Raw genomic sequence first — 22,856 nt, 5'->3', positions numbered from 1 at the left:
TTTAACTAACTGAATTTTAATCTCTTATATCCTCATAATGAACCTGAAAATATTTTTACAGGCACTATTCCTGTATGTATGCGCGCACGCGGCCGTCGCGCAGGGCATCGAAGGCGACGTTTTCGATTCCCAAACCAAAGAACCTATCCCCGGCGCAACCGTACAGATCGTGTCCGCCAACCTCGGCACTATCACCGACAATAACGGCCATTTCGCGTTTGCAGACGGTGTTTCCAATGCGACATTACGCATTTCCAGCGTCGGGTTTGCCGCACGGGAGGTACTGATCGACGGCAAGCGCATTAAAATCGGGCTCGACGCAGCGGCCGAAAACCTGCAATCGGTCGTTGTCACCGGGAACCGGGAAGCCACATTGCGCACGGAAAGCCCCATCGCCATTTCCAAACTCACCCCGCGAATGATCGACGAGGCCAAACCTACGGCCATGTACGAGATCGTGAACAAGGTGCCGGGTGTGATGATGGTGAACCTCGGCAACGAGCAGCATTCGATGGCCATCCGGCAGCCGTTTACGACCAATGCGTACTTCCTCTACATGGAAGACGGCGTACCGATCCGTCCGATGGGCGTGTTCAACCACAACTCGATCCTGGAATTCAACCAGTTCGCAATCAGCTCGGTGGAAGTGGTAAAAGGACCCGTGTCGTCCATTTACGGCCCGGAAGCAGTGGGTGGTGCGATCAACTTCATCACCCAGCGGCCCACGATCCTGCCTACCGCGAAAATCGGCGTACAAGCCGACCAATGGGGCTACAAGCGCATTCAATACGGCGCCGGCGGAATGATCGGGAAGTTCGGCGTGTACGTGGGCGGCTTCGTGGCCAACCAGCGCGACAGTTGGATGAAAAGCTCCGATTACGATAAAAACGCAGTAAATGCACGACTGGAATACCATTTCACGCCTTCTACCCGGCTCATTTACACATTAGCTTACAGCAAATACGATTCGCAGACAAGCGGCAGCGTGGATAGCGTAGCTTTTTACTCGCGCCAATATGTGAGCACCACGGATTTCACCTACCGCAAAGTGAGCTCGCTCCGAAGCAGGCTGACGCTTGAAAAAGACTGGAAAAACGGTTCGCAGACATTCTTAACGGCATTTGCACGCAAGAATGAGCACGGGCAAAACCCGAACTACGGCATTCGCTGGACGACGGGCCAGACGACCGCCAGGGGCGAGATCAATTCAAGCGACTTCAAAAGTCTCGGCATTCTTGCCCAGCACAGCCAGCGCTTCAACTTCCTGAATTCCAAACTGATCACCGGAGCGGTTTTTGATTTTTCACCTTCCAATTACTGGTCGTACCAAATCGACCTGGCGGCCCAGCTGCGTGCGGATGGCAAATCTGTTGAAAAATACACGATCGTGCAGGAGCGCCCCGACGTTCGTAATGCGGATTATGACGCCGATATCAAAAACACGGCTGCCTACACGCAATACGATTTCGAGCTGTTGCCCAAACTACGCGTATCGGCCGGGCTTCGCTACGACCGGATGTCGTTTTCCTACACCAATTTCCTCGACAATACCACCGGCAGCAAGTCGTACAGCAAGGTTACCCCGAAAATCGGCGCTACCTATGACCTGGGCAAAGGAAAAGGGATTTATGCCAACTATTCGAGAGGATTTTCACCGCCGGGCCTGACATCGGTGTTCCGGAAGCGCACCGTGCCGCTGGATAATGGCGACCTTTTTTATTATAACCTCAAACCTGCGGAATTCAACAATGCCGAAATCGGTGGATGGGCTTCCGTGCTGAACAATAAGGTGTATATCGACCTGGCGTTCTACCAAATGAACGGCCGCAACGAGCTTCTCAACGTCCGGCTGCCGGATAACTCCTACGATTATCAATCGGCTGGAAAAACACTGCACCGCGGTGCGGAATTCGGGGTCACTTACAAACCCTCGAAGGAGCTTTTCTTCCGTTTCGGCGGCACCACGGCAATTCACCGCTACGAGGAATTTACGCTGAGCAACCGCGAATCCGACGCGATCAGGAATGTGAATGGAAAGGATATGCCGTCGTCACCGCGCTGGTTGTGGAATACCGAGGTCAGCTATTACCCCAAATGGTTCCCGAATTTCCGGTCGGCCGTGGAATGGCAGCACGTCGCTTCCTATTATCAAAATCAGGTCAATACCGTCAAATATGAAGGTTACGACATACTTAACCTGCGGCTGGGCTACAACTGGAAAGGTATCGAGCTGTTTACGAACGTGCTCAACCTCACCGACGTGCTCTACGCTACCAACGCGACGCGCGGCAACAACGCCACCGATCGCACGACTTACAATGCGGCCGCTCCGAGAACATTCGTTTTTGGCATCCAGTACACATTCACCGGCAAAAAATAAGAGATTATGATCGAAGAAATTGCCATTCAATCCAGGGAGTCTTTTAAAGCAAAGACCGAAAAACTCGTCCGCAGGAACATTTACCGCTGGCACCGCATGCTGGGCTTGCTGGCGCTGATTCCTACTATTTTCTGGACCGCCTCAGGCGTGATGCACCCGTTCATGTCGCACTGGTTCAAAACAACCATCGCGCATGAATTTTACCAGGCTGAGCCAGTAGCACCTTCCGATGTCAGATTGCAGCCCGGACAGGTTTTGGCCCAAAACAAAGTCGCGGAATTCAAGAATTTCCGGCTGGTAAAGTTTAATGGCAATACCTGGTACCAGATCAAGGGCATCGACGACAAGCTGCGGTATTTCAATGCGGCGGGCGGCGCCGAACTGCCCGACGGCGACCGCCGGTATGCCGAACACATGGCCCGCTACATGCTGGGCGACCAGCAATCGAAAATCGCTTCCAGCACATTACTGACCGAATTCACGGATCAGTATAAATATGTGAACCGCTTTTTGCCCGTCTGGAAAATCAGTTTCGCCGACGACCGCGCGATGGACATTTACGTGGAAACCGGACAGAGCCGCTTCGCTACATTTAACGACAAGGGCCGTAAAGCGTTTATCTGGGTGTTCAGCATGTTCCATAACTGGGGATTTATGGATCTGATCACGAATAATACCATTCGCATTGCGGTAATGGTCACGTTCCTAAGCCTCATTATCCTCTCGGCGGTGGCCGGCGTGCTGGTGTATGGGTTAATGTGGAAGAAATTCAAAACCGGGCGATCGGGCAATCAGCGGGGCATTCTCCGGAAATACCACCGTTCGATCGGGATCTGGTGCAGCATTTTCACGTTTACATTCGCATTTTCGGGCGCTTACCATGCATTGCAGAAGCTCGATCCCGACCAGCGGCAGAAATATGTGTACGACCCGGTGATCAAAACCGAGGAACTCGCCCAGGCATCGATCGTCGACCTGAAAGGCGTTTCCAACATCGGTTTGATCAAATGGGGCGAGAACATCTTCTGGCAAACGGTGCGCAAGGATTGGGAAACCGACAAAACCGTGATCGACTACACCAACATCCGCGACGGCAAAAAGCTGGAAGACGGCAATATCCGTTTCGCCAAGTACCTTGCACGCAAGTTTGCCGCGCAGGAAGAGCGCAATGCGGAAAGCTGCTGCGACCTCATGGAAGCGCAGATTTCCTCGCCTATCTCCGATGCGGAAGTGGAAAAAGCGTCGCTCGTAACCAGTTTCGCCGGAGAATATGGCTTCGTGAACAAGCGTCTGCCCGTAGTCAAACTGGCCTACGACACGCCGGACCACACGACGTATTACATCGAAACCACCACGAGCCGGCTGTCCACTAAAGTCGAGGACCGCAACCGGCGCGAGGGTTTCAGCTTCGCGTTCCTGCACAAATACAGCGGCCTGGATTTTCTCGGCAAAAACGCCCGCGACGGCGTCATGACGGCCGCTGCGGCGAGTGTGCTAATCGTGAGCGTGCTGGGGTTGCTCGTGTTTTTGAAGATCAAATGACGGGTCGTCCTTTCACGAACTCAGCCATTAAACCTTTATTAAAACCAAGGATTTTTGCGATTCGCGTTGTTACTTTGCACCGGATTTCAGAAGCAATCAATAGCACATATATGCAAAGCGGAGAGAAGAATGCGCAGCCCTGGTTGGGCAAAATGCAGGAAAAATGGGGATTGGAAACAACCAGGCAGGTTTTGTTGGTACTCGCAGTATTCAGCTTGTCGGGCTCGTCGGTGGTGTGGCTCCGTAAAGGGCTGTTTTACCTGCTCGGCTACGACGATACCACGCCGATGTGGTTGAAAACGATCACCTACATCCTCTTTATTTTCCCGACTTACCAGAGCCTGCTGCTGCTTTACGGGTTTTTGCTGGGACAGTTTTCTTTCTTTTGGGAAAAGGAAAAGAAAATGTTCCGCTGGATAGCCGCCAAGTTCAAAAAATAAGCGAAGCATTAGAGTATATCCGAAAGGGTGCGCAACTGGCAGACAGCCATTTGCCACCCTTTTTTCGTAATTGGACTATTAGAGATAGAATAATTTCTACTTAAAAATTCCTTCACCTATTTTGTTAATGTCAAGGGAATGAGTGACTTTGCAGCCGGATACACTATATACGTGCACCAGTTTCACATAACTCCATCAGATCAACAAAATCTCTACCACAGATGAACTTTGACATTATCAAAGCACAGATCTGGACATTGGCCACGCTCTACGGCGGCAAAGTCCTGCTCGCAATCCTCGCCTTTATCATCGGCCGGTTTATTGTAGGTAAAATCAGCTCGATGCTGAGTAACGTCATGGAAAAGCGCAAGGTCGACCGCGACGTGCAGCCTTTCCTCAGTTCGCTGATTGTAGTTTTGCTCAACGTGATGCTGCTGCTTAGTATCGCAGGCATTATCGGCATTGAAACTTCCTCGTTTGTTGCCGTGCTCGGCGCGGCGGGTCTGGCCGTCGGCCTGGCGTTACAGGGCAGCCTGGCCAACTTCGCGGGCGGCGTGCTGATCCTTATTTTCAAACCCTACCGCGTGGGCGACCTTATCAGCGCACAGGGGTTCACGGGAACGGTCGAGGGCGTGCAGATTTTCAACACCATTCTCGTCACACCCGACAACAAGACGATTATCCTTCCAAACGGCTCATTATCAACCTCGCCCATTACCAACATTTCCGGCAAAGGCAAGATCCGCGTCGATATGGTATTTGCGGCCGGGAGCCAGAACGGCGTGGATAAGATCCGCCAATCGGTGCAAAAGGTGGTCGACGCCTGTCCGACCGCATTGAAAGACGTTCCGCACGACATCCTGGTGACGAAGCTCACGGAGAACGCAATCTTTTTCGATGTGCGCGTGTGGACGCCCAGCGCTACGTTTTGGGATACCTATTACAATGTCCACGAAGGCATCAGCCGGCAGTTTGCGCTGGATGGCATTCAGGCACCGAAACCGGCCGAAGTGAGCGTTGCATTGAAACAGTGACAGCACCGAAGCGGAGCTTCGAACCAGCGAATATTGAGGAGTACAGGGGGTAACTCTCCTGTACTCCTCATTTTATTTATACCTTTGTGAATTATTTCAAATTCAGGTTCAGATTCATAGATATTATTCCATGTTTGAAAACTTACAGGACAAGCTTAATAACGCCTTTCGCACACTAAAAGGAAAGGACCGCATATCCGATATAAATGTTGCCGCCACTACCAAGGAAGTCCGTAAAGCATTGGTCGACGCCGATGTTAACTTTAAGGTAGCCAAAGAAATTACCGACCGCATCCGCGAAAAAGCCATCGACAGGAAAATCCTTATCTCTGTCGAGCCGGGCCAGATGTTCGTCAAAATCGTGCAGGAAGAGCTGACCGAACTCATGGGCGGTCAGGCCGAGGGGATTAATATCAAAGGCGACCCCGCGGTAATCCTCATCGCCGGTCTGCAGGGTTCCGGTAAAACCACATTTTCCGGTAAACTGGCCTCGTTGCTCAAAAAACAAGGCCGCCAGGTGTTGCTCACCGCCTGCGACGTGTACCGTCCCGCGGCGATCGACCAGCTGAAAGTGCTCGGCGAGCAGATCGGCGTGGAAGTGTATTCGGAGCCCGAGAACAAAAATGCGGTGAGCATCGCAACCAATGCGGTCGCACACGCGAAGAAATCCGGCAAGAAAATCGTGATCGTCGATACGGCAGGCCGTCTAGCGGTGGACGAAGTGATGATGAAAGAGGTGGAAGACATTAAATCTTCCGTAAAACCTTCCGAAATCCTCTTCGTGGTCGACTCGATGACCGGCCAGGACGCGGTGAATACGGCCAAAACATTTAACGAAAGACTCGATTTCGACGGGGTCGTTTTGACGAAACTCGACGGTGATGCCCGCGGTGGAGCGGCGCTTTCGATCCGCCAGGTCGTTGAAAAACCGATCAAATACATCAGTACCGGGGAAAAAATGGAGGCGCTCGACTCCTTCTACCCCGATCGTATGGCGAGCCGTATCCTTGGCATGGGTGATGTGATCTCCCTCGTGGAGCGCGCCCAGCAGGCATTCGACGAAGACGAAGCGAAGCGCATTAATGCCAAAATGCGTCAGAACAAATTCGATTTCGACGACTTCCTCGGCCAGTTACAGCAGATCAAGAAGATGGGTAATGTCAAAGACCTCATCGGCATGATCCCAGGAATGGGCAGCGCCATCAAAAACCTCGACATCGACAACGAATCGTTCAAGCCTATCGAGGCGATCATCCAGTCGATGACCAAAAAGGAGCGCGAAAATCCTGATATCATCGACGGCAGCCGGAAAAAACGCATTGCGGCGGGTAGCGGCACCACCCTTCTGCAAGTCAACAACCTGATCAAACAGTTTGACGAAATGCGGAAAATGATGAAGAAAATGAACACTATGCAGGCGGCAGGCAAGCTGGGCAAAGCCATGCGCCGCTAATAATCACTCCTTGATGAAACGAGTTCTTTTGGTTCTGACGCTAATGCTCCTGCTGGGCCAGGAAAAACTGCGCGCGCAGGCGTCGGTCGGATACTATCCCTGGAGCAGCCTGCTGACCGTCAGCACGAATGCAAAAAAAGTGATCTGGCTCGATACCCGCATGCAGACCAACTCGCTGTTCAGCAGCCTGAGCATCGACATCTTGCCGATGATCAACCTCAAACGGGGCGAAGTGGCGCAATGGTACCTCGGCGGCGGGCTCCGGCTCAACCCGCTCTACCGCATCGCCGACCCCGATGCCGACCTGATTACGGTAGATGGCTACTCGGTCAACTTCGGCGTACGCGTAGCGCCGCTCCCGATGAACCGCCGCATTATGCTCGCTTTGGAACTGAACCCGTATGTGAAGGACAAATTCGACAGCGGGGTGCTCAAAAGCCATTTCGGCATTGTATATGCATTCGGCAAAAAGAAAAAAACGGACGCTGCGCCGGAACAACCGGTCAATCCATAAAAAATGACTTGAAAATTTTAAGATAGTAATAATTTCTTAGCTTTAAAATCCCTCAAATTCGGCGAATTAGCCGTTTATTTGAGGGATTTTTTATTAAACAGTCATTCAATTTATGAAAAAGCGATTTTACCTGCTGGCGGGCGTCGTGCTGGCCGTTTTTACCGGTTGCCATGTACTCGCTCAGAACGTCAAAACCAAAAAGGTCGTCTTCGTGATCGTGGACGGTATTTCCAGCGACAGCAAGGAGAAAATCGCGACCCCGCACCTGGACGCGATCGCGAAAGCGGGTGGCTACACCCGCGCACACGTAGGAGGTGGCAAGGGCACCTATTCGCAGACCCCCACGATCTCGGCCGTAGGTTACAATAGCCTGCTCACCGGCACGTGGGTGAACAAGCATAATGTTTGGGATAACGATATTAAAGACCCGAACTACCACTACTGGACGCTTTTCCGCTTTATGGAAGAACAATATCCCCAGAAAAAGACGGCTGTTTTCTCGACCTGGCTCGACAACCGCACCAAACTCGTAGGTACCAACCTGCCGCAGACCGATAAGCTGCAGATCGACTATTCTTTCGACGGCTTCGAGCTGGATACCGTGCATTTCAGGCACGACAAGCAGAGCGAATACATTCACCGGATCGATGAAAAGGTAGTGGATGAAGCCGCCGCCTATATTCACGACAATGCGCCGGATATGTCATGGGTATACCTCGAATATACCGACGATATGGGCCACAAATACGGTGACAGCGAGCAATTTACCAAAGCGATCCAGATGATGGACGACCAGATGGGCCGCATTTGGAAAGCCGTAACCTACCGCGAGAAAACTTACAATGAAGACTGGCTGATGGTAGTCACCACCGACCACGGCCGCGACGCCAAAACCGGCCACGGCCACGGCGGCCAGAGCGACCGCGAGCGCAGCACGTGGATCGTGACCAATGCAAAAGATCTGAATGCGAATTTCAAATCCACACCCGGCATTGTCGACATTTTCCCGACTGTAACGCGGCATATGGACATTCACATTCCGAAAGAACAGGCATTTGAAGTGGATGGCGTGGCATTTACAGGCAAATTGTCGGTCCTTTCTCCGGTGGTGCAGAAATCGGCGGGCAAGGTTAATGTCTCCTGGAAAGCCGCAGAAAAAGAAGGAAAGGTAAAAATCTGGCTCACGACCACCAACCATTTCGAAACAGGCGGCCGCGATTTGTACTACCTCATGGACGAGGTGGACGTAGCCAATGAAAAAGCCGAACTGGATATTTCGAAATACCCGTCCGGCTTTTTCAAGATTGTTCTGGAAGGCAAATACAACAGCGCAAATCGCTGGATTGTGGAAAAGTAGGCTAGTTCCCGCCTCGTCCGGCCTTGTAGGAATCGTATTCTTCAAGCAAGCGAATGAGGTCGTCCTCGCCGGCAAAATCCAGCTGCTGCTCTTTGATCACGTAGTTCAGCTTGTTTCGCTCGTCGGTCAGCAGTTTCATAAAACTGTTCCGGTTACCGAGCTGCACAGGATTCATTTTATCGTCTTTCAACAGGAAAAGCTTCGCGCCGGCGTCCATTTCACGTGTGGCGCTGGCTTTTTCTACTTTAATGGGGCTGGTGTATTTTTTCAAAAGCTTGGTATTCCCGTCGTAAAGCACGCGGTAGAAGCTCTTTTCGGTCAACTCACCTACCGCAGGATAACCGCTCCTGAATGTGTACAGCTCCACACCGCTCGGAATGGAAAACTCGGAAACGCCGGAGGAAACGCGGTAAAGGCCTGAACCGGCCTTGTATTCCACTTCGTCTTTTACAAAATCGTAGCGAAGCGGAATGCCGTCATGAACGCGATCGTCGCTCGTACGGACCGCGCCCGAATACCATTCTTTCAATAAGTAGGGTGATTTTTCGCCCGCTGCCGGTTGCGTTTCCTGGTACGGCGTTCCCGCCAGGCCGGTCGAGTCCTGGCCGTATGCCTGCACGCCTGCAAAACAGCAAGTCAGCGTAAAAATTCTTAGCAGATATTTCATAATTCAAGTTGGTTAATTTGATAAGTTCGAGGTTTGGAAGCCGAAAGGTGGATTGTTTCCCTACTTTTGCATAAAAAATTGTACCTGCTGTTTTGGACATTAACGATCAGCTCATCCATATACGCCAGAGCCTGGGCGGCATTATCCCGGAAATATTTCTGGCCGTGTTCTTCTGCCTGTTCCTGCTCGCCGAACTGATTTTCGTAAAACGCTTCGGCAAGGAAAAAGCCCATTCCTATTTGCTGACCCTGGCGCTCGCCGGTAGCCTGATCACCATGTTATTGATTGCAGGTCAATGGAATACCGAGCCGTCGTTCCGGTTCCAGCCCCTGCTGTTCCTCGACAGGCAGGCTGTTTTTTTCAAAATCCTGATCACGCTTGCCTGGATTTTCACGCTGCTGCATGTACGCATTCTAAAATACGATTTCCCCGCCGAATACCACGCGTTGCTGATCGCCGCCGTTGCGGGCATGCATTTGCTGACAATGTCCACACATCTGCTGTCGATATACCTATCGCTTGAACTCATTTCGATCAGCTCCTACCTGCTTGTGGCACTGTCGCCCTACCGGAAGGCAGCCGAGGGCGGCATTAAATACCTGCTTTTCGGAACGGCCAGTTCAGCCGTAATGCTGTATGGCATTTCGCTTATTTACGGCCTCAGCGGCACGCTCGACATCACCAGCGACGCCATGACGGTCGCGCTCAGCAGCAATTCAGACCTTGTGGTAACGGTCACCATTGTACTGACCCTCGCCGGACTGCTTTTCAAACTCTCGCTGGTGCCTTTCCACATCTGGACGCCCGACGTGTACGAAGCCGCGCCCACGCCGTTGGTATCGTTTCTTTCCGTAGCACCGAAAGCAGCCGTGATACTCGTCCTGATGCGCCTTGCGGGCATATTACCAGCCCAATATTTCCCGGTTCTGGGAGGAATAGCGCTCATCAGCATGACGATCGGCAATGTGGCAGCGCTTTGGCAAAGCAATGCGCGCCGCCTGCTGGCCTATTCGTCTATTGCACAGGCAGGTTATCTGTTGGTGGGCATTGCAGCATACAGCCGCTTCGGTTTCGAAGCCGCGGTATTTTACACCGCCGCGTACCTGGTCATCAACCTGGCCGCATTCTTCCTCGTAGACCTGTTGCAACCGCGCCAGGAAACACAACTCAAAGATTACGAGGGCCTTGGCCGCAACTACATCTGGATTTCCGGTATTCTCACGGTCGTGATGGTCGCGCTGGCCGGACTACCGCCAACGGGAGGTTTTACTTCCAAATTTCTCGTCTTCTCCGCCCTCTGGGAAAGCTACCACGACCAGGAGCTCACCTGGATGCTCTGGCTGCTCATCGGCGGCATCCTGAACGCCGCCATTTCGCTGGCCTACTACATGCGGCTGCCCTATTTATTGTTTTTCAAAACCGTGAGAGCGGAGGCAGTAAGCACCAACAACAGCGCTTCCGGCAAGCTGGTCGCCGGCATGTTTCTGGTGGCATTACTCATGCTATTTTTCAGCCCGGAATGGCTGACGCGATGGATTTCGGCGTTTTGAGGGATTAGTCCCGTGAAGCTTGGTTACGGAGCTGTTCGATCAGACGGGTGCTGTTGACAAGTTTTGGTCACTTCATCGCCCGCACGCGATACCCTTCCTTCCTCAACAAAGCGATAACGCCCTTTTCTCCGCCTAAATGGGCCGCACCTACTGCGAAAAATGTGGGTTTTTCCGTGGCGATCCTGCCGATGCGCGGTACCCATTTGCGGTTTCGCGCGAAGAGCATTACTTCTTCGTTGCCTTCCATTCCGAACTCGCTTTTCAGCGTCATACGATAGAGTTCATTGATATTCTGGGCTTTGTATAGCGCGACCAACGTCTTGAACTCCTTCCGTGCGGAAGGCAGCGAGTCGATGAGGGTGAGCAGCATTTTCGCCTGGTCTTTATAAGGGATCGTGTCGAAGATGGCCATTTGTTCTTCCAATGTTTCGATGCCGATCACCTCGGATTTTTGCTTGCCCGCCATTTCGACGAGCCTCATTTCGTAGGACTCCGGCTGGCAGTCAAGTACGGAACTAAACAGCGGCCCCATCAATACAAATGGCTTGGCCCGTTCGAACATTGCCAGTCCTACATGCACCGAATCTTTGAAAAACCGGTCGAGGCGCTGATATTCCTGCTCGGTAACGAGCTTTTTCAACTCGTTACCGGCCGCCATATTCATCGTTTTCATCATCCCGGCCATCATGCCCGGATCGTCCATATCCATTTCCAATGCCACCTGCTGCGTGCGGGAGAGCGTGCTTTTGAGGGAATCGCTCAGGGAAAAGTCGGTCGGGCAAATGAGGTGAATAGTGCCGAACAGGTAGGAAGGCTTCGAAAGCCCCGGCCCGGTAATCTCCCAAAGCAATGAATTTTCCGTCGGCACCTGCGCCCGGGCAATCGCACAGAATAAACACAACATTATCACCAAAAATATCTTCCTCATATTCAAATATTTAAACCAGAATCACTCATCTACGAATTTCTTTCGTCCTCCCATTCCTCCCTCTTCCCTTTCCTCCTCCAAAATCACTCCTTATGACTATCCACAACAATGCGCTCTTCGCGGTTCACGAGCTCCCAAGCGGTGTAAAACACCAGTTTCACGATCTCCGATTGCTTGTCGAACAGGATTTTTTCAACATCGTCGCCGGGGCGGTGGTAATCCTCGTGCACGCCGGTGAAGTAAAAGATCACCGGAACGCCCATTTTGGCAAAATTATAGTGGTCCGAGCGGTAGTAGAACCGGTTGGGATCTTTGGGATCGTTGAAAGTGTAATCGAGTTTGAAATTGACATACTTCTTGTTCGCCTCCTCGCTGATCTCGTGCAGCTTGGAAGAAAGCTTGTCGGAGCCGATCAGGTACACGTATTTGTGGTCATTCTTGTGCGCCTCGTCCACCCGGCCGATCATGTCGATATTCAAATCAGCGATCGTGTTTTTCAAGGGCAGCAGCGGATGCTCCGAGTAATATTCCGAGCCAAACAGGCCCTTCTCTTCGCCCGTCACATTTAAAAACAGGATGCTGCGGCGCGGTCCCTTACCGTCCGCCTTGGCTTTGCTGAATGCCTCGGCCAGTTCGAGCAATGATACCGTTCCCGAGCCGTCGTCGTCGGCACCGTTGTTAATTTCCCCGTTGGGCGAGATGCCGATGTGGTCCAAATGCGCGCTGATAACGAGCACTTCGTCTTTCTTATCGGTACCCTCCATGAATGCCGCCACATTTTCGGTATCGATCGTCTCACTCACGCGCGTGGCTTTCAATGCAACCTTACCCGTAAAGTCACGCGCTGCCGGTTTACCAGACTTATCGATCTCCGACTTCAATTTCGCCAGTTTCGACGCTGATGTCCCCAGCATTTCCGCGGCAGTGCTTGCCGCCATCACGAATGCCGCCGTTCCCGCCGGATTTTCCTGAACCGGTTTCAACGTCGGTGCACTGAAACGCCGGGCCATTACCGCACGCTGACGAATCTCCTTATCAAGGTCTTCGCCGGTTTTGTCCGTAATAATGAACACATATTTCGCACCTTTTTCCTGTGCCAGCTTGGCTTTCAACTGCCAGGCCGCCGGGCCGCTCCATTTGCCTTTTTCTGTCGTTCCGGTCAGCAGATATTTGCCTCCTGACGATTTCGGTTCGCCGTCGAAAATTACTACCGACTTTCCTTTTACGTCGAGATCGGCGTAGTCACTGTAACTGCCTTCCTCGATGCCGTACCCGGCTGTAACGAGGCTCGTACTAACTTCCTCGGGAATGTCGAGCAGGCCATTGAGATAGAAATCCTTATTGAATTCATACGTCTTATCCCCGGCTTTGACATACACTTCACCCCAGCTGCGCTTGTAGAGCTTGTATTTCTGTAAATAGCTCTTTGAACCGTCGGCGTCGGCCGCAATGGGCTGGTAACCATATTGTTTATAATATCTGGAGACATATTCGGCCGCCTTTTTCTGCCCCGGCGAGCCGGTATCGCGGCCTTCAAGACTGTCGGAAGCAATAATGACCAGGTGCTTTTTGAGATCGGAAGGTGTAATGCTCGCCGCGTACTTGGCTGCATCGTCCTGCGGCGGGGGATCCTGAGCTAATGCCAATGTGTTGATAGACAGGAATAATCCAGCCAGAATGTGTTTGTTCATCATGAGGTTTAATGGTCATTCAATACTTACAAATTAACGAAACGCAGGGGCGAATGCAAAACGGGGCACTTCGCTCTCAACTCCTACGGAACGCTGACCTGGGATAATGGCGTTGATTTCGATCCTGACAATCTCTACCGAATGTCAGAAACCGAAATTGTAACCTTCTGACATTTTCGTGTACTTTTTGCACTTCTTTTAGTTTAAAGGCTGTTTTTCACGGGATAACAATAAATTAATTGTAAAATACTGTTATTCAGGTAAAAAGTGCGTACATTTGCACCCTGTTTGGCGAAATTCCATCCAGACAAAAGCCAAATCGGCTGCTGCACGTAAATCGTCCGTTTCGTTACAGCACCGTAAACAACTGATCCATAAAACAATGCAAGCCATTCGTAACATCGCAATTATTGCGCACGTTGACCACGGTAAAACCACTTTGGTTGACAAAATCATCCACGCGTCAAAGCTGTTTCGCGACAATCAGGAGTTCGACGACCTGATCCTCGACAACAACGATCTGGAACGTGAGCGTGGGATTACAATTGTTTCCAAAAACGTATCGGTGCGTTACAAAGACGTTAAAATCAATGTAATTGACACACCAGGTCACGCAGACTTCGGTGGTGAGGTGGAACGCGTACTCAAAATGGCGGATGGCGTATTGTTGCTGGTCGATGCATTTGAAGGCCCGATGCCGCAAACCCGCTTTGTATTGGGCAAAGCCATCGGTCTGGGTTTGAAACCAATCGTCGTTGTCAATAAAGTAGATAAGGAAAACTGCCGCCCCGAAGAGGTTCAGGAAAACGTGTTTGACCTGATGTTCAACCTCGGCGCAACCGAAGACCAGCTCGACTTCGTGACCGTTTACGGTTCGTCGAAACAAGGCTGGATGGGCCCGGACTGGCAGAAACCAACCGAAGATATTACGTTCCTTCTCGACACGATCATCGAGCAGATCCCTGCGCCGGTTATCCCGGAAGGTAACCTGCAAATGCAGATCACCTCACTTGACTACAACGCATTCGTTGGCCGTATCGCAATCGGTCGCGTGAAGCGCGGTACCATCAAGGAAGGATCTACCGTGACGCTTTGCAAAGCCGGCGGTGTGAATAAGAAAGTGAAAATCAAAGAAGTGCAGGTATTCGAAGGTTTGGGTAAGACCAAAGTGACCGAAGTAGGTGCAGGTGATATTTGCGCAGTAACGGGTATCGAAGATTTCGAAATCGGCGACACGATCGCTGATGCCGAAAACCCGGAAGCATTGCCGCGTATCGCTGTGGATGAGCCTACCATGAATATGCTCTTCACCATCAATAACTCGCCGTTCTTCGGTAAGGAAGGTAAATTCGTTACCTCCCGCCACATCCGCGACAGGTTGTTGAAAGAAACTGAGAAAAACCTCGCATTGCGCGTGGAAAACACAGATACGGAGGACAAATTCCTCGTGTATGGCCGCGGTATCCTCCACTTGTCGGTATTGATCGAAACGATGCGTCGCGAAGGTTACGAATTACAGGTAGGTCAGCCGCAGGTACTCTATAAAGAAGACGAAAACGGCCAGCGCCTCGAACCGATCGAGACATTGGTAGTGGACGTACCGGAAGAAACTGCCGGAAAAGTGATCGAATTGGCAACGCAGCGCAAAGGCGAGCTGCTGATCATGGAACCGAAAGGCGATCTGCAGCACCTTGAATTTGAAATCCCTTCACGTGGCTTGATTGGTCTGCGTTCGAACGTACTCACCGCAACACAGGGCGAGGCCGTTATGACCCACCGTTTCAAAAGCTTCGAGCCATTCCGTGGCCCGATCCCCGGCCGTCAGAACGGATCGATCATTTCGAAAAACACTGGCCCTGCCACGGGTTATACGCTTGACAAATTGCAAGATCGCGGACGTTTCTTCGTTGATCCGGGCGATGAAATCTACGGCGGACAAGTAGTAGGCGAGCACAATCGTCCAAACGACATTGTGGTAAACCTGCAAGAAGCGAAAAAACTGACCAACATGCGCGCTTCCGGCTCGGATGACGGCCTGCGTATCGCTCCGAAAATCAACTTCTCGCTGGAAGAATCGATGGAATACATCCAGAAAGACGAATACCTCGAAGTTACCCCGCAAAACATGCGTATGCGGAAAATATACCTGGATGAGAACGAGCGCAAGCGCTACGCATCCAAAATGGAAATGGCTTAATCCAAGCCCGACATTCCAAACCCGAAAGGAGGCAAAAAATTTGCCTCCTTTTTTTATTTTTTACGCATTTCAAAATTCGCCCCGATCCTGCCAGAAAATTTGGAAGAATCACCAAAATCGTTGGTATAATTTTAGTGTTTGCCACTCACCTGAAACATTCTACTTCGAACAGTTTTTATTACTATTTCAAGAAAAACTAGTTTTTTGTTTTTATAATAACAAATAGCGTAGTTTGTATCAGAGGCTCGGAGACGCTGAGCTAATCTATTTATTATCAACATTTTATAAATCAAATAATGTCTTACATAGAACCGGCTCCGATCAAGGATAAAGACAATCCGTTGGAGTCAATGATGCAGCGATTCGATAAGGCCGTAGACCTCCTCGGGATTTCCGAAGAAATGTATTATATCCTCAAAGTGCCCCGTAAACAGGTAACCGTCGGACTGCCCGTCACCATGGATTCCGGCGAAATCCGGACCTTCGAAGGCTACCGCGTGATCCACTCCACTATTCTCGGCCCCAGCAAAGGCGGCATCCGCTTCGACCCCGACGTGAACCTCGACGAGGTACGCGCGCTCGCCGCATGGATGACGTGGAAATGTGCCGTCGTGGACATTCCCTACGGCGGCGCCAAAGGCGGCGTAGCATGCAACCCGCGCGAAATGTCACCGGGCGAGATCGAGCGCCTCATGCGGGCGTACACGACAGCATTACTCGACGTGTTCGGCCCCGACCAGGATATTCCCGCGCCTGACATGGGTACCGGCCCGCGCGAAATGGCGTGGCTGATGGACGAATACTCCAAATCCAAAGGTATGACGGTCCCCGCCGTAGTCACCGGCAAACCGCTCGTACTCGGCGGCTCGCTTGGGCGTACCGAAGCGACGGGCCGTGGTGTAATGGTATCGGCATTGGCCGGTATGGAGAAGCTTCGCATTAATCCTTATCGTGCGACGGCGGTCGTGCAGGGCTTTGGAAATGTAGGCTCTCACGCGGCTATGCTTCTGCGCGAGCGCGGCGTGTCCATCCACGCGATCAGCGACATTTCAGGGGCCTATTACAACGATAAGGGAATCGACGTAGCCGACGCCGTTGCCTACCGCGATTCCAATAAGGGTTCGCTGGAAGGTTATGCCAAAGCGGAGTTGATTTCCGGCGACGACCTGTTTACATTACCCGTGGACGTACTGGTACCCGCCGCAAAGGAAGATGTGATTACCCGCAAGAATGTAGCCAGTATCCAGGCACGGATGATCGTAGAGGGTGCCAATGGCCCCACTTCCGCCAAAGCCGACGACATTATCAATGACAAGGGCATCATGGTCGTACCCGACATCCTCGCGAACGCCGGCGGCGTAACGGTGTCCTATTTCGAATGGGTGCAAAACCGCATCGGCTACAAATGGACGCTCGAACGCATTAACCGCCGCACCGACCGCATTATGAAGGACGCTTTTGATAAAGTGTATGAAACCTCGCTGAAATACCGGGTATCACTGCGCATCGCGGCGTACATTGTCGCGATCGACAAGGTGGCAAGTACCTATAAGTATCGTGGCGGATTTTAAGCTTAACAATTTCTTAACAAGTCACTTCGGAGGCGAAACCGAATCTAAACCGGTTTCAAAGTGTTAACTTTAAGGCTAAATTTTCACAGATTCGCTGCACGCCGGCATCAGATAGCCGGCGTGCAGCAAGCTTTAAAGTAACATGTCGCTCAGTCCCCGTTTTATTGCCGTTATTCTCGCATTCCTCATTTCCCTTATTACCACCACTTTTCTGGCGTTCGTGGATGGGGTTTCAAAAGGGATGCTCTTTGTCTCGGCCATTTCTTCCTTTATTTCCTCGTTTTTCCTCGTGCTGTATGCCGTCGATATTCTCGTTTTCCGCGAGGTGAACAAGATGTACCGGACCATCCACAAGCTGAAAATGAAGGACTTCAATATGGCTCCGCGGAAAAGGCTCATCCGGGAGTCGAATCCGTTGAAGACCATCAACGACGAGATCTTCGTATACGTAACCAAGAAGCAAAAGGAGATCGACGAGCTGAAAAAGCTCGAACTCTTCCGTCGCGAATTCCTGGCCGACGTGTCGCACGAGTTCAAGACGCCCATTTTTGCCGCGCAGGGATTTATCCACACCTTGCTCGACGGCGCGATGGAGGATGAAAACGTCCGCGAACGCTTTTTACGCAAAGCCGCCAACAACCTCGACAGCCTGGACGTGCTCGTGAAAGACCTGCTCGTGCTTTCACAAATGGAAACCGGCGATATCAAAATGAATATCCTGCCGATGGACATCCGCCAGCTGACCATCAGTATTTTCAGCCGCCTCGAACACATCGCCAAAAATCGGAATGTGACATTGAAAGTCAAGCCGGACGACATGCCGGAAGTGTGGATCAAAGCCGATTCCGACCGGATTGAACAAGTCATGCTGAACCTCATCGAGAATGCCATCAAGTACGGCAATGAGGGTGGGAAGGTCGTCGTGCATTTCAGCGAGGGCAAAAAATACATCGAAGTGGAAGTCCGCGACAATGGCCCTGGCATTCCGCATGAGCATTTGAACCGCATTTTCGAGCGCTTTTACCGGATCGACAAGAGCCGCAGCAAAGAAATCGGTGGTACGGGTTTGGGACTTGCCATTGTAAAACATATATTGAACGCCCACGACACCAAAATTGCCGTGATGTCCAAGCCGGACAAGGGTACCACGTTTTCTTTCAAGCTCGAAAAGGCGTATCCGCACCCCGTGCAGGAAGCCAAGGCAGAGGAAGTTCACTCGAATCCCTAAAATCAATTTCTAACACCATAAACCATCATTCATGTTTATCCACAACGTATTCTTCTGGCTTAAAGAGAAGGACAACGAAGAAGCAAAACAGGCTCTTCTCGCAGGAATCAAATCATTGGAAGCGATCGAATCGATCGAATCGGCCTACATCGGTCCGCCGGCAGCTACCCGCCGCCCGGTAATCGACGCGACGTACGACTACGCCGAAATTCTCGTATTCAAGGACGAGGCCGCGCATGACGTATACCAGGTACACCCGCTGCACAAAAAATTCGTGGAAGAATGCGCACATCTCTGGGAGCGCGTGGTGATCTACGACGTGGAAGCGTAAAGCCTAATATTTGTTAACAAGTTATCCACACCTCAAATGTGCATAACTTGTTAACAACTTGAAAAAACATACATTTTCAGCCAGTTAAGGCTTATTTTTCGTTAATCCACAGTGTGGATAACTTGATCGGCGAGGGCAAATCCCGTCCGTCGGCGGCACTATTCCGGCATTCAGTTCGTTTTTATATTAGTACAAAACGAATTAGAAACCGTGAACAGAAACAGAATCCTGCTGTCGTTCATCATGGTGATGATCTCAGCGTTAACCATAACTTCCTGCACCTACCGCTCCTACGATCCGGGCTATGACTACGGCTACCGGCATGGATACCGGCACTACCACGCCCCCCCGCCTCCACCGCGCGTTGTGGTGGTAAAACCAGTCCCAGGGCGGGTCATATATGCCGACCGTCACCATTACCGCCGGCATGACGACCGCGTATACCGCAAGCAATATCGCCGTAACGACCACTACGGAAACAACGGCCGTCACCGCGGACACAGACGATAATTAGTACACCTTTGGATAAAAAGGCCGGATACTGTGCACAAAGCCACTTTTATCTGGCCTTTTCTTTTTATTTTGCAGTTTATGGATATACTCGATGTACTGAAAACCAATGCCGGTCTTCATCCAGAGAAACTTGCTTACGGGTACGTCGGCAAGGAGGGGGAGCTCACCGAGCAACTACGTTACAATGAACTTCATCAGCATGTACTGGCGGTATCGCAGTTGCTAAGCGCCAAATTTCCCGTTAATGCAAGGGTCATCCTACTGCTGCCGGCGGAGGCCGCGTTCATTTGTTCTTTCCTCGGCTCGCTCCACGCGGGCCTGATCGCCGTGCCGACGCCCATCAGCTATTCGGAGCCGGGCATCAATCGCATTCTGAGTATTATGCGCGATTGCAACGCGGCGGGGATCATTACCAATCAGAAAACCTATAAGATGCTGTTTCAGAGGAAGAACGATGCTTCCTCGGCATTACAGGAATATGATATCGAATGGTTCTTCACCGATGAGCTTAACAATGCACCCGCCGCTCCGGGAGCCATAAAAAGGCATAAAGAGTCGGTCGAGACGGCCTATCTGCAATATACTTCCGGCTCCACGAGCCAACCCAAGGGCGTGATGATCAGTCATGTAAACCTGACCGCCAACCTCCGCGCGATCAACAACTGTTTCGGCCGAACGGCGGACGATACCTCGGTAACCTGGCTGCCGCATTACCACGATATGGGGCTGGTGGACGGGCTTTTATCGCCCCTGTTTACCGGCGGCACCGGGTTTGTCATCTCACCTTTACTTTTCATTACCAAGCCGGCATTGCTGCTGCAAACGATCAGTACGTACCAGGCGGCCGTATGCGGCGGCCCGGGCTTCGGCCTCGACCATTGCCTTGCCCGCATTCCCGAGGAGCAAATCCGGGAACTCGATCTCAGCTCGTTGCGGGTACTATATGTTGGCGCCGAGCCAATCCGCATCGCCACACTCGAAAGGTTTGCCGCTGCCACACAGGCAAGTGGTTTCAGGAAAAACAGCCTGGTACCGGCCTACGGCCTTGCCGAAGCCACGCTCGCCGTAAGCCTGCATCTGAATGGCGATGATCTGACTTACCAAAAGCTGAGTACGGGCAAAGAAACGGTCGCATGCGGGCCGCCGGTAGAATTTACGGAAGTATCAATCGTGAATCCGGCGAACGGCGCATGTTTAGCGGATGGCGAGGAGGGTGAAATTTGGGTTAAAAACAAGGGAATCGCCGCCGGCTATTGGGAAAAACCCGAAGTATCCAAAGCGACATTCCAGGCGTATACCAGCGACGGCAAAGGCCCTTACCTGCGCACGGGCGACCTCGGGTTTATGCAAAATGGCTTGCTTTTTATTACCGGGCGCACCAAGGAGCTGATCATCATCAGGGGCGTCAACTATTACCCGCAGGATATTGAAGAAGTGGTGAGCGGGAGCCATCCCGATATTCAGCCCAATGCTGCGGCCGCATTCTCAGTCGAGACGGAGCAGGGCGAGGCGCTGATGATCGTGAGCGAAGTGAAACGCGTTTCGGAAACGCCGGACGATGAAAAGGTGATCAAAACGAAAATGGCACAGAGCGTGGGCCTGGCTTTCGGGCTTATTCCGCACGACATCGTACTGATCGCGCCGGGAAAGTTGCCCAAAACGTCGAGCGGCAAAATCCAGCGACTGAAAGCACGGGAGATTTTTGCCAAAAAGACCGTCGAAGACTAATGGCGGTTACTTAATAGGACATTTACTTTTAAAAAACCTGTAAAAGTACTATTTTCACCGTAGCATTCAGTGCTCGCCACAAACATCAACTAAATGAATAGAACATCTACCGAAATTTCCGAATGGATCGTTGAGCGCATTGCTCACCACGCGGAAATCGCCCCTTCCGAAGTAGATCTCGACGCCGAAATCATCGATTACCGTCTGGATTCCCTCCTCATGGTCGACATTACCACCGAGTTGCAGGAATGGCTCGGCGTAGAGCTAAGCCCATCCATTTTCTGGGAAATGGGTACTATCAATGCCACAACGCAATGGATCGTAGAAAACCAGGAAGTGTAAGGCCATGCTGGCGTTTTCGATCCTGGCCTATCTGCTCGCAAACCTGGGAATAGGCCTTTGGGCTTCCAAAAGAATAGCCTCCACGCAGGATTTCGTATTAGCCGGTCGCCAGTTGCCCCTTATGCTGGCCGCTTCCGCCACCTTTGCCACGTGGTTCGGATCGGAGACGGTCATGGGCGCTCCCAAGGAATTTATCGAGCACGGCGTGCTGGGGATCATCGAGGACCCTTTCGGGGCATCTTTATGCCTTTTCCTGGTCGGCCTCTTCTTCGCCAGGAGGTTTTACAAAATGAATATTATTACATTTTGTGACTTTTTCAGGCTCCGTTACGGCCGTAATGCTGAGCTGCTGTCGGCGATCCTGATCATCCCTTCCTATTTCAGCTGGATAGCCGCCCAGCTACTTGCGATGGGCATCGTTTTGCAAGTGGTACTAGGCTGGTCGCTGCTGGTATGCATCCTCGTGAGCTCGTTCGTCGTGATATTGTACACGATATGGGGCGGCATGTGGTCGATCTCGATCACGGATTTCGTGCAGACATTGATGATCATCGCCGGCCTGTTCATCGTCGCCGCCGTCCTGTACGACGAGGTAGGCGGTTTCCAGCCGCTGATCGACGCCGCGCCGAAAGGTTTCTTTCGTTTTTTTCCCGAAAATACCCTGAAAGGACATCTGGAATATTTCGCCGCCTGGATTACCATCGGGCTCGGTTCCATCCCGCAGCAAGATGTATTTCAAAGGGTTATGTCGGCCAAATCGGCGCGGGTCTCGGTTCAGTCTACTTTACTTTCTTCGCTCATGTACCTGACCATCGCATTGCTGCCGCTGTTTATCGGGCTTTGCGGGCATCATTTGTACCCCGGCGAGGAAAAGGACGGGCAAATGATCATTCCGAATATGGTGCTGAAACATATGAGCCTGCCGCTTCAAATTCTGTTCTTCGGCGCATTGGTATCGGCCATTCTTAGCACCACGAGCAGCGCCATTATGGCCCCAGCGGTAGTTTTAGGGGAGAATATTTTTAAATTCTTCAAACCCGGCCTCGCCGATGCGCAGCTGCTGCGGATCATCCGTATCGGGATTGTCGTCATTACGGCTGTCTGCATTTTCATGGCCGCTACGCGCGAGAGCATTTTCGACCTCGTCGCGGAATCTTCCGCATTCAGCCTGGTATCGTTGTTTGTGCCGCTCGCGGCGGGACTTTACTGGAAAGCGAGCAATGCGCTCGGCTGCATCCTGTCGATGGTCGTCGGACTGGCGGTGTGGCTTCTCTGCGTATACATAGAAACGGAATATCCCGCGCTGGTATACGGCCTGCTAGCGAGCTTTCTGGGCATGGCAGCCGGGCTGGTTTGGGAGAAAGCAACTGGCCCGCGGCTAGCTCCCTGA

General features: G+C 51.8%; 19 protein-coding genes and 1 pseudogene. 17 read left to right on the top strand and 3 right to left on the bottom strand.

Annotated elements, in window-relative coordinates:
* Positions 1-37: 37 nt before the first annotated feature.
* The 7 genes from H144_RS0125630 (at position 38) to H144_RS0125600 (ending at position 8,720) form a co-directional block, all read left to right on the top strand.
* Positions 38-2,380, top strand: coding sequence for a TonB-dependent receptor (locus H144_RS0125630; RefSeq protein WP_019944971.1), 2,343 nt, complete (start codon positions 38-40; stop codon positions 2,378-2,380).
* 6 nt (positions 2,381-2,386) lie between these two features.
* A complete protein-coding gene (locus H144_RS0125625) occupies positions 2,387-3,922 on the top strand; it encodes a PepSY-associated TM helix domain-containing protein (RefSeq protein ID WP_019944970.1) in 1,536 nt (511 codons plus the stop codon).
* 110 nt (positions 3,923-4,032) lie between these two features.
* Entirely contained in the window at positions 4,033-4,362 is a 330-nt protein-coding gene (locus tag H144_RS0125620; protein WP_019944969.1) for a DUF6787 family protein, read from the top strand.
* 221 nt (positions 4,363-4,583) lie between these two features.
* Positions 4,584-5,396, top strand: coding sequence for a mechanosensitive ion channel family protein (locus H144_RS0125615; RefSeq protein WP_019944968.1), 813 nt, complete (start codon positions 4,584-4,586; stop codon positions 5,394-5,396).
* A gap of 130 nt (positions 5,397-5,526) precedes the next feature.
* On the top strand, positions 5,527-6,849 hold the full coding sequence (ffh, locus tag H144_RS0125610; protein WP_019944967.1) for a signal recognition particle protein: 1,323 nt from the start codon (positions 5,527-5,529) through the stop codon (positions 6,847-6,849).
* A 13-nt stretch (positions 6,850-6,862) separates the two neighbouring features.
* Positions 6,863-7,363: a hypothetical protein gene (locus H144_RS0125605; RefSeq protein ID WP_157505133.1), complete on the top strand. Its 501-nt coding sequence runs from the start codon at positions 6,863-6,865 to the stop codon at positions 7,361-7,363.
* A 112-nt stretch (positions 7,364-7,475) separates the two neighbouring features.
* Complete coding sequence (locus tag H144_RS0125600) at positions 7,476-8,720, top strand: alkaline phosphatase family protein (protein ID WP_019944965.1); 1,245 nt, start codon at positions 7,476-7,478, stop codon at positions 8,718-8,720.
* A 1-nt stretch (position 8,721) separates the two neighbouring features.
* Here H144_RS0125600 and H144_RS0125595 read toward each other — a convergent pair whose 3' ends face one another.
* Entirely contained in the window at positions 8,722-9,387 is a 666-nt protein-coding gene (locus H144_RS0125595; RefSeq protein ID WP_019944964.1) for a hypothetical protein, read from the bottom strand.
* A gap of 92 nt (positions 9,388-9,479) precedes the next feature.
* Here H144_RS0125595 and H144_RS0125590 point away from each other — a divergent pair, with 92 nt between their 5' ends.
* Positions 9,480-10,937, top strand: a complete 1,458-nt coding sequence (locus H144_RS0125590; protein WP_019944963.1) for an NADH-quinone oxidoreductase subunit N — start codon at positions 9,480-9,482, stop codon at positions 10,935-10,937.
* A 67-nt stretch (positions 10,938-11,004) separates the two neighbouring features.
* On the opposite strand, the gene H144_RS0125585 is transcribed toward H144_RS0125590, so the two are convergent.
* On the bottom strand, positions 11,005-11,865 hold the full coding sequence (locus H144_RS0125585; RefSeq protein WP_026350995.1) for a TraB/GumN family protein: 861 nt from the start codon (positions 11,863-11,865) through the stop codon (positions 11,005-11,007).
* An 83-nt stretch (positions 11,866-11,948) separates the two neighbouring features.
* Positions 11,949-13,559, bottom strand: a complete 1,611-nt coding sequence (locus H144_RS0125580; protein ID WP_019944961.1) for a M28 family peptidase — start codon at positions 13,557-13,559, stop codon at positions 11,949-11,951.
* A 72-nt stretch (positions 13,560-13,631) separates the two neighbouring features.
* Here H144_RS0125580 and H144_RS35160 point away from each other — a divergent pair.
* The 9 genes and pseudogenes from H144_RS35160 to H144_RS0125535 all read left to right on the top strand — a co-directional run.
* A pseudogene (locus H144_RS35160) lies at positions 13,632-13,727 on the top strand (hypothetical protein); the annotation flags it as partial.
* Positions 13,728-13,938: 211 nt separating this feature from the next.
* The gene (gene typA, locus H144_RS0125570; RefSeq protein ID WP_019944959.1) at positions 13,939-15,753 is read left to right on the top strand and encodes a translational GTPase TypA; all 1,815 of its coding nucleotides are present in this window, start codon (positions 13,939-13,941) and stop codon (positions 15,751-15,753) included.
* 296 nt (positions 15,754-16,049) lie between these two features.
* On the top strand, positions 16,050-17,324 hold the full coding sequence (locus H144_RS0125565) for a Glu/Leu/Phe/Val family dehydrogenase (RefSeq protein WP_019944958.1): 1,275 nt from the start codon (positions 16,050-16,052) through the stop codon (positions 17,322-17,324).
* A 142-nt stretch (positions 17,325-17,466) separates the two neighbouring features.
* Positions 17,467-18,552, top strand: coding sequence for a sensor histidine kinase (locus H144_RS0125560; RefSeq protein WP_019944957.1), 1,086 nt, complete (start codon positions 17,467-17,469; stop codon positions 18,550-18,552).
* A gap of 31 nt (positions 18,553-18,583) precedes the next feature.
* On the top strand, positions 18,584-18,883 hold the full coding sequence (locus tag H144_RS0125555) for a Dabb family protein (RefSeq protein WP_019944956.1): 300 nt from the start codon (positions 18,584-18,586) through the stop codon (positions 18,881-18,883).
* A 210-nt stretch (positions 18,884-19,093) separates the two neighbouring features.
* Positions 19,094-19,393, top strand: coding sequence for a hypothetical protein (locus H144_RS34435; RefSeq protein WP_157505131.1), 300 nt, complete (start codon positions 19,094-19,096; stop codon positions 19,391-19,393).
* 81 nt (positions 19,394-19,474) lie between these two features.
* Positions 19,475-21,124: a fatty acyl-AMP ligase gene (locus H144_RS0125545; protein ID WP_019944954.1), complete on the top strand. Its 1,650-nt coding sequence runs from the start codon at positions 19,475-19,477 to the stop codon at positions 21,122-21,124.
* A 93-nt stretch (positions 21,125-21,217) separates the two neighbouring features.
* Positions 21,218-21,466, top strand: coding sequence for an acyl carrier protein (locus H144_RS0125540; RefSeq protein WP_019944953.1), 249 nt, complete (start codon positions 21,218-21,220; stop codon positions 21,464-21,466).
* A 4-nt stretch (positions 21,467-21,470) separates the two neighbouring features.
* On the top strand, positions 21,471-22,856 hold the full coding sequence (locus tag H144_RS0125535; RefSeq protein ID WP_019944952.1) for a high affinity choline transporter 1: 1,386 nt from the start codon (positions 21,471-21,473) through the stop codon (positions 22,854-22,856).

This window comes from Dyadobacter beijingensis DSM 21582 (genome assembly GCF_000382205.1).
Taxonomy (GTDB): domain Bacteria; phylum Bacteroidota; class Bacteroidia; order Cytophagales; family Spirosomataceae; genus Dyadobacter; species Dyadobacter beijingensis.
This window is presented reverse-complemented; position numbering and strand designations above follow the sequence as displayed.